Raw genomic sequence first — 14,983 nt, forward strand, 5'->3', positions numbered from 1 at the left:
GCGCGCGGTGACATCCTCCTTGCAACACACCACCGTCCTGCTCGAAGAAGCCGTGGATGCCCTGCTGGGCGGCGCCGGCGCCACGCCCGCGGGCACCTGGGTGGACGCGACCTTCGGGCGCGGGGGGCATTCGCGCCTCATCCTGCTTCGCCTGGGGCCGCAGGGGCGCCTTGTCGCCTTTGACAAGGACCCCGAAGCCATTGCCGAAGCAACGCGCATCACCGATGCGCGTTTTTCCATTCGGCACGAGGGTTTTCGCCATCTGGCCGACCTTCCGCCCGCCAGTGCGGCGGGCGTGCTGATGGACCTGGGCGTGAGCTCGCCCCAGATCGACAGCCCCGAGCGAGGCTTCAGTTTCCGTTTTGACGGCCCGCTGGACATGCGCATGGACACCACGCGCGGCGAAAGCGTGGCCGATTGGTTGGCCACGGCCGAAGTCGGTCAGATTGCGGAGGTGATACGTGACTACGGTGAAGAACGGTTTGCTGGCCCCATTGCAAAGGCGATTGTTGCTCGGCGCGAAGAACGGGGTCCTCTTGCAACCACCGCCGAACTGGCCGACCTCGTGGCTGGCGCGGTCAAAACCCGCGAAGCGGGCCAGAACCCTGCAACGCGCACATTTCAAGCTCTTCGGATTTTCATCAACGCCGAGCTTGAAGAGCTGCAACAGGCGCTAGAGGCCAGCCTCTCGGTGCTGCAGCCGGGCGGGCGGCTGGTGGTGATCAGCTTCCATTCGCTCGAAGACCGCATCGTCAAGCAGTTCATCGCCAAACACTCCAAGGAGGTCTACGACCGCCGCGCGCCCTTTGCCGCGCCCCAGGCTATGAAGCTCGTGGCCCTGGACCGCATCAAGCCCGGTGCCGCCGAAGTGGCGGCCAACCCCCGTTCGCGCAGCGCCATCATGCGCGTGGCCGAGCGCACCGAGGTGCAGTGATGAAGCGCCCCCTGAGCCGCTTCGCGCCTTCTCCCTCCAGGGGGACGACGCCCTCGCTGCGCAACGGCCCTGGCCCGGTGTCCCTGGGTGGGGCCGTGGCGGTTTCATGCTGCGGCATGGCAGGCAACTGACATGACAAGGCTCAACGTCGTCTTGCTGGTGGCCGTGCTGGCCAGCGCGATCTATCTCGTGCACACCCAGTACGAGTCGCGCCGCCTGTTCACCGAACTCGACCGCGCCACCGCCGAGGCGCGCCGCCTGGAAACCGAACACCAGCGCCTGCAGGTGGAAAAGCGTGCGCAGGCCACGCCGCTGCGCGTGGAGAAGATCGCGCGCGCGCAGCTCAACATGCGCACGGCCACGCCGGCCATCACGCAGTATGTGTCCGACCCCCAAGGAGTGGCCGCCGCCACGGCCTCCGCGGCCGCCAGTGCGGCGCCGTCCCGGACCGAAGGAGCGCAGCCATGAGCCGCAGCGTGCTCTACACCTCCAGCCCGCTGCTGGCGAGCAAGACGCCCGTCTGGCGCAGCAAGTTCATCGTGGCGGCGATCGCGCTGGGTTTCATGGGGCTGGCGGGGCGCGCTGCCTACGTGCAGGTGTTTGGCAACGCCTTCTTCCAGCGCCAGGGCGAAGTGCGCTTCGCGCGCACGCTGGAGCTGCCGGCCAACCGCGGCAAGATCGTGGACCGCAATGGGCTGATCCTGGCGTCCAGCGTGCCGGCGGCCAGCATCTGGGCCATTCCGGAAGACGTGGAGCAGGACAGGCCCGAGGTCCGCGCCAAGCTCAAGCAACTGGCCAAGCTGCTCGACATGCCATTGGCCGAGCTGCAGCGCAAGCTGGCCGATGAAGACAAGACCTTCGTCTGGATCAAGCGCCAGCTCGACTGGGATGTGGGCCGGGAGATCGCGGCACTGGACATCAAGGGCATCTACCAGCGCAAGGAGTACAAGCGCCAGTACCCCGAAGGGGAAGCCGCGGCCCACGTGGTGGGTTTCACCAACGTGGAAGACCACGGGCAGGAAGGCATGGAGCTGGCCTTCGACAAGGAGCTGGCGGGCAAGGCGGGCTCGCGTCGCGTGATCAAGGACCGCCTGGGCCGGGTGGTCGAGGGCGTGGGCGAGACCGTGCCTCCGGTCGATGGCAAGGACATGCAGCTGTCCATCGACAGCAAGGTGCAGTTCTTTGCCTACCAGAAGCTGCGGGACCAGGTCGCGCTGCACAAGGCCAAGGCGGGCAGCGTGGTGGTGCTCGATGCCCACACGGGCGAGCTGCTGGCGCTGGCCAACTACCCGAGCTACGTTCCCGACAAGCGCCAGAACCTCACGGGCGAGCAGCTGCGCAACCGCGCGCTCACCGACGTTTTCGAGCCCGGCTCGACCATGAAGCCGTTCACCATCGGCCTGGCGCTGGAATCGGGGCGTGTGCGGCCCGACACCATCGTGGACACCAATCCGGGCCGGATCAACATCACGGGCTCCACCATCTCCGACACCAGCAACCACGGCGTGCTCACGGTGGAAGGGGTGATCCAGAAGTCGAGCAACGTTGGCACCACCAAGATCGCCATGCAGATGCCCGCGCGCGAGATGTGGGAGACCTTCTCGGCCGCGGGCTTCGGCCAGAAGCCGCAGCTGCATTTTCCTGGCGTGGTGACGGGGCGCCTGCGCCCCTACAAGACCTGGCGCCCGGTGGAGCAGGCCACCATGTCCTACGGCTACGGCCTGTCGGCCAGCCTGTTCCAGATGGCGCGCTCGTACACGGTGTTCGCCAATGGCGGCCGCGTGATTCCGGCCACCATGTTCAAGACCTCCGAGCCCGCCCTGGGCGTGCCCGTGTTCTCCGAACGCACCGCCGACCAGGTGCGCAAGATGCTGCAGATGGCCGCGGGCCCCGGCGGCACCGGCCAGAAGGCGCAGACCCTGGGCTACTCGGTGGGCGGCAAGTCCGGCACCGCGCGCAAGCAGGTGGGCAAGAACTACGCCTCGGGCAAGTACCGGGCATGGTTTACCGGCATGGCGCCCATCGACAAGCCGCGCATCATCGTGGCCGTGATGATCGACGAGCCCAGCAACGGCGTGTTCTACGGCGGTGCCGTGGCCGCGCCCGTGTTCAGCGAAGTCGTGCAGCAGACGCTGCGCATGATGGGCGTGCAGCCGGACATGGCGGTCAAGCCGCAGATCGTGGCCAAAGAGGTGGAGGAATCGCTATGACAACGGCCTTGCCTTTGCTCGCCTCGGTGCACGACGCCGTCGCCTGGCTGCGCGAGCGGGTCACCGGCACGCTGCAGACCGACAGCCGTCAGGTGCGCCCCGGCGACGGCTTCATCGCCTGGCCCGGCGCCGCCACCGACGGCCGCGCACACATCGCGGACGCGCTGTCGCGCGGCGCCGTGGCCTGCCTGGTGGAGCATGAGGGCGTGGAGGCATTTGCGCTCGAAGGCTTGCCGGTGGCGGCGCTCCATGGCCTGAAGGCGGCCACCGGCCTCATCGCGGCCGACTGGTTCGGGCAGCCCACGCAGCGCCTGGATGTGTTGGCCGTGACGGGTACCAATGGCAAGACCAGCACGAGCTGGTGGCTGGCCGAGGCACTTAATGTGCTATCAAAAAATGAGCTTATTCCGCAAGGTGGATGTGCGCTGGTAGGCACTTTGGGTATGGGCACACCGCCCGCACTCACCAGCACCGGCATGACCACGCCCGACCCGGTGCGGCTGCAGCGCGCGTTCCAGCAGTTCACCGATGCCGGCCGCACGGCCTGCGCCATCGAGGCCTCGTCCATCGGGCTGGCCGAGCACCGCATGGCGGGCACGCGCATCCGCGTCGCGCTGTTCACCAACTTCACGCAGGACCACCTGGACTACCACCCCGGCATGGCCGCCTACTGGCAGGCCAAGAGCATGCTGTTCGACTGGCCCGGCCTGCAGGCCGCGGTGGTCAACATCGACGACCCGCGCGGTGCCGAGCTGCATGCCTCGCTGGCGGACCGGCTGCTGGACCTGTGGAGTGTTTCCATCACCGGCCCCGCGCGGCTCGCGGCGCGCGACATCGCCATGGGCGAGGGTGGCCTCTCCTTCACGGTGGCCGAGGGCGTGCACACGCATGTGCTGCAGACGCGCGTGATCGGGCAGTACAACGTCTCCAACCTGCTGGGTGTGCTGGCCGGGCTGCGCGCCTTGGGCGTGCCGCTGGAGCACGCGCTCTACGCCTGCGCCCAGCTCTCGCCCGTGCCCGGCCGCATGGAGCGGATCCACCACCCCGGGCAACCCCTGGTGGCCGTGGACTACGCCCACACGCCCGACGCGCTGGACAAGGCCCTGCAGGCGCTGCGCCCGGTGGCCCGGGAGCGCGGCGGCAAGCTCTGGTGCGTGTTCGGCTGTGGCGGCGACCGCGATGCGGGCAAGCGCCCCCTGATGGGCGCCGTGGCGCAGCAGCAGGCCGACCTCGTGGTCGTGACCAGCGACAACCCGCGCAGCGAAGACCCCGCGGCCATCCTGCACCAGATCCTGCAAGGCACCATCGCCAGCAACGTGGTGCGTGCCGAGCCCGACCGTGCCGCCGCCATCGCCTTGGCCGTGGCCGAGGCCGCGCCCGCCGATGTGGTGCTGATCGCCGGCAAGGGCCATGAAGACACCCAGGAGACGGCGGGCGTGCGCGTGCCGTTCTCCGACATGGCCCATGCGCAGAGCGCGCTGCAGGCCCGCGGAGCACGCCCATGAGCGCCACCCCGGCCGTGATGATGACCCTGCAGCAGGCGCTGGCCCTGGTGCAGCCGCGCATTCCCGCCGCGCGCCTGGTGGGCGATGGGGCCACGCCGCTGGCCCGCGTGCACACCGATACGCGCAGCTTGCAGGCGGGCGACCTTTTCGTGGCGCTCAAGGGCGAACGCTTTGACGCCAACGCCTTCCTGGCCGATGCCCGCGCCGGTGGCGCCGCCGCCGCCATCGCCCATGGCGGCCTGCAAGCCGCCGGCCTGCCCGGCATCGAGGTGCCGGACAGCCTGGCCGCGCTGGGCGCGCTGGGCGCGCTGGCCGCGGGCTGGCGCGCGCAGTTTGGCCTTCCGTTGATCGGCGTGACGGGCAGCAACGGCAAGACCACGGTGACGCAGATGATCGCGTCCATCCTGCGCGCCTGGAAAGGCGAGGCCGCGTTTGCCACGCAGGGCAATTTCAACAACGACATCGGCGTGCCTTTGACACTGCTGCGCCTGCGTGCCGGCCATGCGGCGGCCGTGATCGAGATGGGCATGAACCACCCGGGCGAGATCGCCACGCTGGCCGCCATGGCGCGGCCCACGGTGGCACTGGTCAACAACGCGCAACGCGAGCACCTGGAGTTCATGCACACGGTGGAGGCGGTGGCGCGCGAGAACGGCTCCGTGTTGGCCAGCCTGCCCGCCGACGGCGTGGCGGTGTTTCCTTCGGGGGATGCCTACACCGCCCTCTGGCGCTCGATGGCGCCGGGGCGCCGCACCGTCACCTTTGGCGAAGGCGGCGATGTGGCCTGCCCACAGGCTGCGTGGGGCCAGGGTGCCTGGGCCGTCACGCTGGCCACGCCGCGGGGCGAGGTGGCCACCCACCTGCACATTGCCGGGCGCCACAACGTGGCCAACGCGCTGGCGGCCGCGGCCTGCACGCTGGCGGCGGGCGCACCGCTGGCCGCCATTGCGCAGGGGCTGAACGATTTCGCACCGGTCAAGGGCCGCTCGCGCGCCTTCAGCGTGCGCATCGCGGGCCGCGAGGTCACCGTGGTGGACGACACCTACAACGCAAACCCCGACTCCATGCGCGCCGCCATCGACGTGCTGGCCGAACTGCCCGGCCCGCAGCTGCTGGTGCTGGGCGATATGGGCGAGGTGGGCGACCAGGGGCCGCAGTTCCATGCGGAGGCCGGTGCGCATGCGCGCGCGGCCCGCATCCCCTGCCTCTTTGCGCTGGGAGACCAATCGGTGCACGCCACCACGTCCTTTGGCGAGGGCAATGGCGGTGTGGCCCGGCATTTCAACGATAGGGGCGCGCTGCTGGATGCGGTGCGCCAGGCCCTGCCCACGGTGGGCAGCGTGCTGGTCAAGGGATCTCGATTCATGAAGATGGAACAGGTGGTGGAGGCGATCGCCTCTGCCGCGCAAGCGCAGGACAACCAGGAACAACAAGAGCGACAACCGCCGACGCAGGCACGGGAGGGACACCATGGCGCAACGCATTGAGAGCGTGCTGGAAGCAGCAGTCGGAGCCTGCGTCCGTGCGGCGCGGCCGCCCGTGGGAGGTGCCGCATGCTGCTGATGCTGTCGCAATGGCTGCAGGGCCTGTCGCCCGAGTTCGGCTTTTTCCGCGTGTTCCAGTACCTCACGTTCCGGGCGGTGATGGCGGCCATGACGGCGCTGCTCATCGGCCTCATCGCGGGGCCCAAGGTGATCCGCGTGCTCACCTCGCTCAAGATCGGCCAGCCCATCCGGGGCTATGCCATGCAGACGCACCTGTCCAAGAGCGGCACGCCCACCATGGGCGGCGTGCTCATCCTGCTGTCGATCGCGATCTCGACCCTGTTGTGGTTCGACCTGTCCAACCGCTTCGTGTGGATCGTGCTCATCGTCACGCTGGGCTTTGGCGCGATCGGCTGGGTGGACGACTGGCGCAAGGTGGTCAACAAGGACCCCGAGGGCATGCGCTCGCGCGAGAAGTATTTCTGGCAGTCGGTCATCGGCCTGATCGCCGCGCTGTACCTCGTGTTCAGCATCTCGGAAAGCTCCAACGCCAAGGTGTGGGAGCTGTTCGTGGGCTGGGTGCAATCGGGCTTCTCGCTCGATTTGCCGCCCAAGGCGGGGCTGCAGCTGCCGTTCTTCAAGGAAATCAGCTACCCGCTCGGAGTGCTGGGCTTCGTGATCCTGACCTATCTCGTGATCGTGGGCTCCAGCAATGCCGTGAACCTGACCGACGGGCTGGACGGCCTGGCCATCATGCCCGTGGTGATGGTGGGCTCGGCGCTGGGCGTGTTCGCCTACGTCACCGGCAGCTCGGTGTATTCCAAGTACCTGTTCTTTCCGCACATCCCGGGCTCGGGGGAGCTGCTGATCTTCTGCGCGGCCATGGCGGGCGCGGGCCTGGCCTTCCTGTGGTTCAACGCGCACCCCGCGCAGGTGTTCATGGGCGACGTGGGCGCGCTGGCGCTGGGCGCGGCGCTGGGCACCATCGCCATCATCGTGCGCCAGGAGATCGTGCTGGCCATCATGGGCGGCATCTTCGTGGTCGAGGCGCTGTCCGTGATGCTGCAGGTGACCTGGTTCAAGTTCACCAAGAAGCGCTACGGCGAAGGCCGGCGCCTGCTCAAGATGGCGCCGCTGCACCACCATTTTGAAAAGAGCGGCTGGAAGGAGACCCAGGTGGTCGTGCGCTTCTGGATCATCACCATGCTGCTGTGCCTCATCGGCCTGTCCACATTGAAACTGCGATGAACCCGGACGATCCCCTCATCCCGGCGGCACCAGCCGATCCTCCCGTGGCGGCCACGGGCATGGATGCGCCTGCCGCAACGCCGGAGGTGGAGCTGCCACCAGAGCGGTCCACGGCGGATGTGGTGCCGGGCGATCCAGGCGTGACCGACGTGGCCGGGCCCGGCGCGCTGTCCGCCGCCGAACCCGTGGACGCCACGGCCGGCGCGACGGAACCTGCGGCAAGCGCCGATGGCACGGCCGGGGCTCCCGGGCCCGCCACAGGCGCACGCGCAGCCAACGCGGCGGCCAATGCCTGGGACCCTGAAAAGCCGCCCGCGGTCTCCGCCGCCAAGGCCGCCGCCGATTTCGTGGCGCAGATTTTTGCCGAGGTGGTGGCCCCCGAGGCCGCGTCTGCGCTGCCGCAGGTGGCTGATGAAGAAGAAGCCACGCAGGACGCTCTAGCCGATGGGCCCGCCGAGCCCCTGGGCCGGCCCGGCGAAGGCCTGCGTCCGCTGCTGGGCCAGAAGATCCTCATCCTGGGCCTGGGCGCCTCGGGCCTGGCCATGGCGCGCTGGTGCGTGCGCTGTGGCGCCGAGGTCACCGTGGCCGACACGCGCGCCGCGCCGCCGCAGCTCGCGGTGCTGCAGCAGGAGCTGCCCCAGGTGCGTTTTGTGGCCGGTGCCTTCGACGCCAGCCTGGTCGAAGGCCAGGACCTGCATGCGGTCTACCGCTCACCGGGTTTGAGTCCTCAGACAATTGCTCCTGTTTTGGTAGCTGCCAGCGCTTGTGGAATAAGCGCTGGTGGTGAATTGAGCTTGTATTCCATGGCGCTGGCTGCGCTCAAGGCCTCGCACGGCTACGCCCCGGCGGTGCTGGCGATCACGGGCACCAACGGCAAGACCACGGTGACCTCGCTCACGGGGCAGCTCGTGGAGCGCTCGGGCCAGAGCGTCGCCGTGGCCGGCAACATCGGCCCCACGCTGCTCGACACGCTCGCCAGCCACATCGACGCGGGCACGCTGCCCGAGGTGTGGGTGCTCGAACTCTCAAGCTTCCAGCTCGACGGCGTGACCGGATTCGAGCCCACGGCGGCCACCGTGCTCAACATCACGCAGGACCACCTGGACTGGCACGGCGACATGGTGGCCTATGCGGCGGCCAAGGCGCGCATCTTCGGCCAGACCGGGCTCATGATCCTGAACCGCGAGGACGCGGCCGTGATGCAGATGTTGCCGCCGCCGGTCAAGGTCAAGCTGCAAAAGCCCCAGGTGCGCGAGCACCTGACGTTTGGCGCCGACATGCCCCAGCGCCCCGGCGACTTCGGCATCGAGGTGGTGAGCGGCATGCCCTGGCTGGTGCGTGCCATGGATGCGGACGAAACCCGCAAGCGCGGCCGCAACGAGGCCGCAGAGGACCTGCACGTCCAGCGCCTGATGCCCGCTGACGCGCTGCGCATCCGGGGCCGCCACAACGCCGTGAACGCGCTGGCCGCACTGGCGCTGGCATCGGCGGCAGGCTGCACGCTGGCGCCCCTGCTGTACGGGCTGCGCGAGTACCGGGGCGAGCCGCACCGCGTGGAGCCCGTGGCCGTCATCCACGGCGTCGAGTACTTCGACGACAGCAAGGGCACGAACGTGGGCGCCACGGTGGCGGCCCTCACCGGCCTGGGCGCGGAGCGCCGCATCGTGGTCATCCTGGGCGGCGATGGCAAGGGCCAGGATTTTTCTCCGCTGGCCGCGCCCGTGGCGCGCCATGCGCGCGCGGTGGTGCTGATCGGGCGCGATGCGCCGCAGATCCGCGCCGCGCTGCAGGACAGCGGCGTGGCACTGGTCGACGCCGAGACCCTGCCGCAGGCCGTGGAACTGGCCTCGCAGCGCGCCCATGCGGGCGATGCGGTGCTGATGTCGCCCGCCTGCGCGAGCTTTGACATGTTCAGGGGCTACGAGCACCGCGCCCAGGTCTTCTGCGACACGGTGCATGCCCTGGCGGACGATGCGACAGGAGGCGCGGCATGAGTGCACCGGCCAGCAGCTTCCTGCAGCGCGTGGCGGGCTGGTTCGGCGGCCTGCCCGGCAAGGCCGTGGACGTGCTGCCGGTGCGCGTGGGCGGCACCGACTACCGGCCCCGCACCACCAGCACGCCGGCGAGCGTGCTCGGGTTCGACCAAGCGCTGCTGTGGGTGGTGGTGGCGCTGCTCGCCTGGGGGCTGGTGATGGTGTATTCGGCCTCCATCGCGATGCCGGACAACCCGCGTTTTGCCAACTACGCCTCCACCCATTTCCTCACCCGCCACGTGATGTACCTCGTGGTCGGGTTCGTCGCGGCGCTGCTGGCCTTCCAGGTGCCCATGGCGCTGTGGGAGCGCATGGCGCCCTGGCTCTTCGTCGTGGCGCTGCTGCTGCTGGTGGCCGTGCTGATTCCCGGCGTGGGCAAGGTGGTCAATGGCGCGCGGCGCTGGCTGTCGCTCGGGCCCATCGGCTTTCAGCCCTCCGAGGTGGCCAAGTTCGCCGTGCTCATCTACGCGGCGGACTACATGGTGCGCAAGATGGACGTGAAGGAGCGGTTCTTCCGCGCCGTGCTGCCCATGGGGGCGGCCGTGGCCATCGTGGGCGTGCTGCTGCTGGCCGAACCGGACATGGGGGCCTTCATGGTGGTGGCGGTGATCGCCATGGGCATCCTGTTCCTGGGCGGCGTGAACGCCCGCATGTTCTTCCTGATCGCGGGCGTGCTGGTGGCGGCCTTCGGCATCATGATCGCCAGCTCCCCCTGGCGGCGCGAGCGCGTGTTCGCCTACCTGGATCCGTTCAGCGAGGAGCACGCCCTGGGCAAGGGCTACCAGCTCTCGCACTCGCTGATCGCCATCGGGCGCGGCGAGATCTTTGGCGTGGGCCTGGGCGGCAGCGTGGAAAAGCTGCACTGGCTGCCCGAGGCCCACACCGACTTCCTGCTGGCCGTGATCGGCGAGGAGTTCGGCCTGGTGGGCGTGGTCACGCTCATCGTGCTGTTCCTGTGGATGACGCGCCGCATCATGCACATCGGCCGCCAGGCCATCGCCCTCGACCGCGTGTTCGCGGGCCTCGTGGCGCAGGGCGTGGCGATCTGGATCGGCTTCCAGGCCTTCATCAACATGGGCGTGAACCTGGGCGCGCTGCCCACCAAGGGGCTCACGCTGCCGCTGATGAGCTTCGGCGGGTCGGCCATCTTGATGAATCTGGTGGCATTGGCCGTGGTCTTGCGTGTGGACTATGAAAACAAATTGTTGATGAGGGGAGGGCGCGTATGACGCAAAAAACCGCCCTCATCATGGCCGGCGGCACCGGCGGCCACATTTTCCCCGGGCTGGCCGTCGCCGAGGAGCTGCGTGCACGCGGCTGGCGCGTGCACTGGCTGGGCGCACCGGGCAGCATGGAGTCGCGCATCGTGCCGCAGCACGGCTTCGCGCTGGAGCTCATCGACTTCTCGGGCGTGCGCGGCAAGGGCCTCGTCACGCTGGCTTTGCTGCCGGTGCGCCTGCTGCGCGCGTTCTGGCAGGCGCTGGCCGTGGTGCGGCGCGTGAAGCCGGATGTGGTGGTGGGCCTGGGCGGCTACATCACCTTTCCGGGCGGCATGATGGGCGTGCTGGCCGGCAAGCCCCTGGTGCTGCACGAACAGAACTCCGTGGCCGGCATGGCCAACAAGGTGCTGGCGGGCGTCGCGGACCGCGTGTTCACGGCCTTCCCCGATGTGTTCAAGAAGGGCCAGTGGGTGGGCAACCCGCTGCGCACCGCCTTCACCCGGCAACCCGGCCCGGCCGAACGTTTTGCGGGCCGCTCCGGCCCGCTGCGCCTGCTGGTGGTGGGGGGCAGCCTGGGCGCACGGGCCCTCAACGAGATCGTGCCGCAGGCCATCGCGCTGATGCCCGCCGAACAACGCCCCACCGTGGTTCACCAAAGCGGCGCGACGCAGATCGACGCGCTGCGCGCCCACTATGCGGCCGCAGGGGTCGATGCGGAGCTGACGCCATTCATCGACGACACCGCCAGCGCGTTTGCGGAGGCCGACATCATCGTCTGCCGGGCGGGGGCGAGCACCGTGACCGAAATCGCGGCCGTGGGCGCGGCGGCCGTGTTCGTGCCGTTCCCTTCCGCCGTGGACGACCACCAGACCACCAACGCCCAGTTCCTGGTGAACGCCGGCGGCGGCTGGCTGGTGCAGCAACGCGACCTGACGCCCGAGGGGCTGTCCGGGATGCTATTGAATATGCAGCGTTCCACCCTGGTGGGTGTGGCGCTTAAAGCTAAAGACATGCAAAAAACCAACGCCACCCGCGAGGTGGTGACTGCCTGCGAGGAGCTTGCAACACCATGAAGCACGCCATTCGCCATATCCATTTCGTCGGCCTGGGCGGCGCCGGCATGAGCGGCATCGCCGAGGTGCTGTTCAACCTGGGCTACCGCATCTCGGGCTCCGACCTGGCCGACAGCGCCACGCTGCGCCGCCTGGAGGGCCTGGGCATCAAGACCTGCCTGGGCCACGCGGCGGCGCACATCGAAGGTGCCGATGCCGTGGTCACGTCCACGGCCGTCACGCCCGACAACCCCGAGGTGCTCGCAGCCCGGGAAAAGAAGATCCCGGTCGTACCCCGCGCGCTCATGCTGGCCGAGCTGATGCGCCTGAAGCAGGGCATCGCCATCGCGGGCACGCACGGCAAGACCACCACCACCAGCCTCGTGACCAGCGTGCTGGCCGAGGCGGGCCTGGACCCCACCTTCGTGATCGGCGGGCGGCTGAACAGCGCGGGGGCCAACGCCAAGCTGGGCAGCGGCGACTACATCGTGGTCGAGGCCGACGAGTCGGATGCCTCGTTCCTGAACCTGCTGCCCGTGATGGCCGTGGTGACCAACATCGACGCCGACCACATGGACACCTACGGGCACGACTTCGGCCGGCTCAAGGGCGCGTTCGTCGACTTCCTGCACCGCATGCCGTTCTACGGCACGGCCGTGCTGTGCGTGGACAGCCCGGCCGTGCGCGACATCCTGCAAAGCGTGACCTGCCCGATCACGAGCTACGGCTTTTCCGAAGATGCCCAGGTGCGTGCCATCAATGTGCGCGCCGAGGCGGGGCAGATGCGCTTCACCGTGCAGCGGCGCAACGGCGTCACCTTGCCGGACCTGGACATCGTGCTCAACCTCGCGGGCGAGCACAACGTGCTCAACGCGCTGTCGGCCATCGCCATCGCCGTGGAGCTGAACATCCCCGACGAGGCCGTGCAGCGCGCGCTCGCCGGCTTCAAGGGCGTGGGGCGGCGCTTCCAGAGCTACGGCAACCTTCCCGCCCGGGATGGCGGCCAGTTCACCGTGATCGACGACTACGGCCACCACCCGGTGGAGATGGCCGCCACGTTGGCAGCGGCGCGCGGCGCCTTCCCGGGCCGCCGCCTGGTGCTGGCCTTCCAGCCCCACCGCTACAGCCGCACGCGCGACTGTTTCGAGGATTTCGTGAAGGTCATCGGCCATGCCGACACCGTGCTGCTGACCGAGGTGTACGCCGCCGGCGAGGCGCCCGTGGTGGCGGCCGACGGCCGTTCACTGGCGCGCGCGCTGCGCGTGGCCGGCCGCGTGGAGCCGGTGTTCATCGACAACGTGGCCGACCTGCCGCAGGCCATCGCCGACAACGCGAAGGACGGCGACGTGGTGATGTGCATGGGCGCGGGCTCCATCGGCGCCGTGCCCGGCAAGGTGGTTGATTTGCTACAAAATAATGAGCTTAAGGCGCTGGAGGGGAGCGCGCTATGACCCTTTTTGATTCGAATTTTGATGTGAAGTCCCTGGGCAAGGTGGCCGTGCTGATGGGCGGCGACTCGGCCGAGCGCGAGGTGTCGCTGATGTCCGGCAGCGGCGTGCTGCAGGCCCTGCGCTCGCGCGGCGTGGACGCGCATGCGTTCGACCCCGCGCAGAACCCGCTGGGCGATCTCAAGCGCGACGGCTATGCCCGCTGCTTCATCGCGCTGCACGGCCGCCATGGCGAAGACGGCACGGTGCAGGGCGCGCTCGAACTGCTGGGCATCCCCTACACGGGCCCGGGCGTGATGGCCTCGGCCATCGCGATGGACAAGGTCATGACCAAGCGGGTGTGGCTGGCCGAGGGCCTGCCCACGCCGCGCTACGTGTGGCTGGCGCCCGACCGCCAGCAGCGCGAGGTGGTGCGCACCGTGCCCGACGAGCTGGGCCTGCCGCTCATCGTCAAGCCGCCGCGCGAAGGCTCGTCCATCGGCGTGACCAAGGTGCGCGGCTATTCGGACATGCAGGAGGCCGTGCAGCTCTCCGCGAAATACGACCCCGATGTGCTCTGCGAGGAATTCATCGACGGCGAGGAAGTCACCTGCGCCGTGCTGGGCCAGGGCGCCGGCGCGCGCGCGCTGCCCGTGATCCGCATCGTGGCGCCCGACGGTGCCTACGACTACCAGAACAAGTATTTCACCGACGACGTGAAATACCAATGCCCGAGCGGCCTGCCCGAAGCGGAAGAGCGTGAGATCCAGCGCATCGTGCTGGACGCCTACCGCAGCCTGGGCTGCCGGGGCTGGAGCCGCGCCGACCTGATGCTGCGCGCCAGCGACCGCAAGCCCTTTCTGCTGGAGATGAACACCTCGCCGGGCATGACGGGCCATTCCCTCGTGCCCATGGCCGCGCGCGCTGCGGGCATCAGCTACGAGGAGCTGTGCCTGCGCATCCTGGCCGATGCCGTGCTCGACACGCAAGGAGCCGCCGCCAAATGAACTCCGCGCTGCCCGCACCGCTGGACGTCAAGCTCATGAACCTGACCGCGTCGGTCCTGTTCGTGGGCTGCGCCCTGCTCGTGCTGGCGGCGGGTGCCTGGTGGATGCTGCGCTATCCGGGCTTCGCGATCGCGCGCATCGTGGTGCAGGGGGAGCTGGTGCACAACAACGCCGTCACCCTGCGGGCCAATGTGGCGCCGCACCTCGCGGGCAACTTCTTCACGGTGGACCTGCGCGCCGCGCGCGCGGCGTTCGAGCAAGTGCCCTGGGTGCGCCGCGCCGAGGTGCGGCGGGTCTACCCCGGCAGCCTGCAGGTGGAGCTGCAGGAACACGAGGCCGTCGCGTACTGGGGACCGGAGAGCGGCTCGGCCATGGTCAACCGGCAGGGCGAGGTGTTCGAGGCCAACGTGGGCGATGTGGAGCAGGACGGCCTGCCCCGCCTGCTGGGCCCGGCGGGCAGCTCCCCCGAGGTGCTGCAGATGTTTGGTCTGCTGCAGCCGGTGTTCAAGCCCCTGGGGCTGGAGGTCGAGTCCCTGGAACTGACCGGCCGGGGCGGCTGGCGCGCCAGGCTCGACAGCGACGCGGTGGTGGAGCTGGGGGGCGGGGCACCGCAGGAGGTGGTGCAGCGCACGCAGCGCTTCACGCGCACCTTGACCCAGGTGGCGGCGCAGTACGGCCGGCGCGTGGAGTCCCTGGAATCCGCGGACCTGCGGCACGCCGGGGGGTATGCGCTGCGCATGCGCGGCGTGAGCACCGTGATCCCCGATGCCATGGGCGCCGCGGGTGGCGTGCGCAGGAGGTGACGGCATGCAACAGCAGCAGCAACAACAGCGGTGCGTGGCGTGGAGAGCGGGGCGGTTCGT

General features: G+C 69.2%; 12 protein-coding genes. All 12 read left to right on the forward strand.

All coding sequences use genetic code 11. The annotated features are described in order from the left end of the window. The first annotated feature begins 7 nt into the window (after positions 1-7). The 12 genes from rsmH (at position 8) to AC3RCE_RS04655 (ending at position 14,923) form a co-directional block, all read left to right on the forward strand. Positions 8-934, forward strand: coding sequence for a 16S rRNA (cytosine(1402)-N(4))-methyltransferase RsmH (rsmH, locus tag AC3RCE_RS04600; protein ID WP_218293290.1), 927 nt, complete (start codon positions 8-10; stop codon positions 932-934). A 132-nt stretch (positions 935-1,066) separates the two neighbouring features. Next, positions 1,067-1,402: a cell division protein FtsL gene (ftsL, locus tag AC3RCE_RS04605; protein WP_492244354.1), complete on the forward strand. Its 336-nt coding sequence runs from the start codon at positions 1,067-1,069 to the stop codon at positions 1,400-1,402. Next, positions 1,399-3,144 carry a peptidoglycan D,D-transpeptidase FtsI family protein gene (locus AC3RCE_RS04610; RefSeq protein WP_218293292.1) on the forward strand — a complete coding sequence of 582 codons (1,746 nt, stop codon included), beginning with the start codon at positions 1,399-1,401 and terminating at the stop codon, positions 3,142-3,144. Before ftsL ends, AC3RCE_RS04610 begins: the two co-directional genes overlap by 4 nt. After that, complete coding sequence (locus AC3RCE_RS04615) at positions 3,141-4,649, forward strand: UDP-N-acetylmuramoyl-L-alanyl-D-glutamate--2,6-diaminopimelate ligase (RefSeq protein ID WP_369641427.1); 1,509 nt, start codon at positions 3,141-3,143, stop codon at positions 4,647-4,649. The genes AC3RCE_RS04610 and AC3RCE_RS04615 overlap by 4 nt, the downstream gene beginning before the upstream one ends. After that, positions 4,646-6,136 carry a UDP-N-acetylmuramoyl-tripeptide--D-alanyl-D-alanine ligase gene (locus AC3RCE_RS04620; protein WP_492254630.1) on the forward strand — a complete coding sequence of 497 codons (1,491 nt, stop codon included), beginning with the start codon at positions 4,646-4,648 and terminating at the stop codon, positions 6,134-6,136. The genes AC3RCE_RS04615 and AC3RCE_RS04620 overlap by 4 nt, the downstream gene beginning before the upstream one ends. A gap of 66 nt (positions 6,137-6,202) precedes the next feature. Further along, positions 6,203-7,381, forward strand: coding sequence for a phospho-N-acetylmuramoyl-pentapeptide-transferase (mraY, locus tag AC3RCE_RS04625; protein ID WP_218293295.1), 1,179 nt, complete (start codon positions 6,203-6,205; stop codon positions 7,379-7,381). After that, positions 7,378-9,375, forward strand: coding sequence for a UDP-N-acetylmuramoyl-L-alanine--D-glutamate ligase (gene murD / locus AC3RCE_RS04630; RefSeq protein WP_492254631.1), 1,998 nt, complete (start codon positions 7,378-7,380; stop codon positions 9,373-9,375). Before mraY ends, murD begins: the two co-directional genes overlap by 4 nt. Beyond that, the gene (ftsW, locus tag AC3RCE_RS04635; protein WP_218340437.1) at positions 9,372-10,643 is read left to right on the forward strand and encodes a putative lipid II flippase FtsW; all 1,272 of its coding nucleotides are present in this window, start codon (positions 9,372-9,374) and stop codon (positions 10,641-10,643) included. The genes murD and ftsW overlap by 4 nt, the downstream gene beginning before the upstream one ends. Continuing rightward, positions 10,640-11,707, forward strand: coding sequence for an undecaprenyldiphospho-muramoylpentapeptide beta-N-acetylglucosaminyltransferase (murG, locus tag AC3RCE_RS04640; protein WP_492254632.1), 1,068 nt, complete (start codon positions 10,640-10,642; stop codon positions 11,705-11,707). The genes ftsW and murG overlap by 4 nt, the downstream gene beginning before the upstream one ends. Continuing rightward, on the forward strand, positions 11,704-13,137 hold the full coding sequence (gene murC, locus AC3RCE_RS04645) for a UDP-N-acetylmuramate--L-alanine ligase (protein WP_218340435.1): 1,434 nt from the start codon (positions 11,704-11,706) through the stop codon (positions 13,135-13,137). Before murG ends, murC begins: the two co-directional genes overlap by 4 nt. Next, complete coding sequence (locus AC3RCE_RS04650) at positions 13,134-14,120, forward strand: D-alanine--D-alanine ligase (RefSeq protein ID WP_218293300.1); 987 nt, start codon at positions 13,134-13,136, stop codon at positions 14,118-14,120. Before murC ends, AC3RCE_RS04650 begins: the two co-directional genes overlap by 4 nt. Then, entirely contained in the window at positions 14,117-14,923 is an 807-nt protein-coding gene (locus tag AC3RCE_RS04655) for a cell division protein FtsQ/DivIB (protein WP_218293301.1), read from the forward strand. The genes AC3RCE_RS04650 and AC3RCE_RS04655 overlap by 4 nt, the downstream gene beginning before the upstream one ends. Positions 14,924-14,983: the final 60 nt, after the last annotated feature.

The sequence above is a fragment of the Acidovorax sp. GW823-FHT05D11 genome, from assembly GCF_058795695.1.

Coding starts and splice junctions, on each gene's coding strand:
- ftsL (WP_492244354.1), top strand. CDS start 1,067: ATGACAAGGCTCAACGTCGTCTTGCTGGTGGCCGTGCTGGCCAGCGCG.
- AC3RCE_RS04610 (WP_218293292.1), top strand. CDS start 1,399: ATGAGCCGCAGCGTGCTCTACACCTCCAGCCCGCTGCTGGCGAGCAAG.
- AC3RCE_RS04615 (WP_369641427.1), top strand. CDS start 3,141: ATGACAACGGCCTTGCCTTTGCTCGCCTCGGTGCACGACGCCGTCGCC.
- AC3RCE_RS04620 (WP_492254630.1), top strand. CDS start 4,646: ATGAGCGCCACCCCGGCCGTGATGATGACCCTGCAGCAGGCGCTGGCC.
- mraY (WP_218293295.1), top strand. CDS start 6,203: ATGCTGCTGATGCTGTCGCAATGGCTGCAGGGCCTGTCGCCCGAGTTC.
- murD (WP_492254631.1), top strand. CDS start 7,378: ATGAACCCGGACGATCCCCTCATCCCGGCGGCACCAGCCGATCCTCCC.
- ftsW (WP_218340437.1), top strand. CDS start 9,372: ATGAGTGCACCGGCCAGCAGCTTCCTGCAGCGCGTGGCGGGCTGGTTC.
- murG (WP_492254632.1), top strand. CDS start 10,640: ATGACGCAAAAAACCGCCCTCATCATGGCCGGCGGCACCGGCGGCCAC.
- murC (WP_218340435.1), top strand. CDS start 11,704: ATGAAGCACGCCATTCGCCATATCCATTTCGTCGGCCTGGGCGGCGCC.
- AC3RCE_RS04650 (WP_218293300.1), top strand. CDS start 13,134: ATGACCCTTTTTGATTCGAATTTTGATGTGAAGTCCCTGGGCAAGGTG.
- AC3RCE_RS04655 (WP_218293301.1), top strand. CDS start 14,117: ATGAACTCCGCGCTGCCCGCACCGCTGGACGTCAAGCTCATGAACCTG.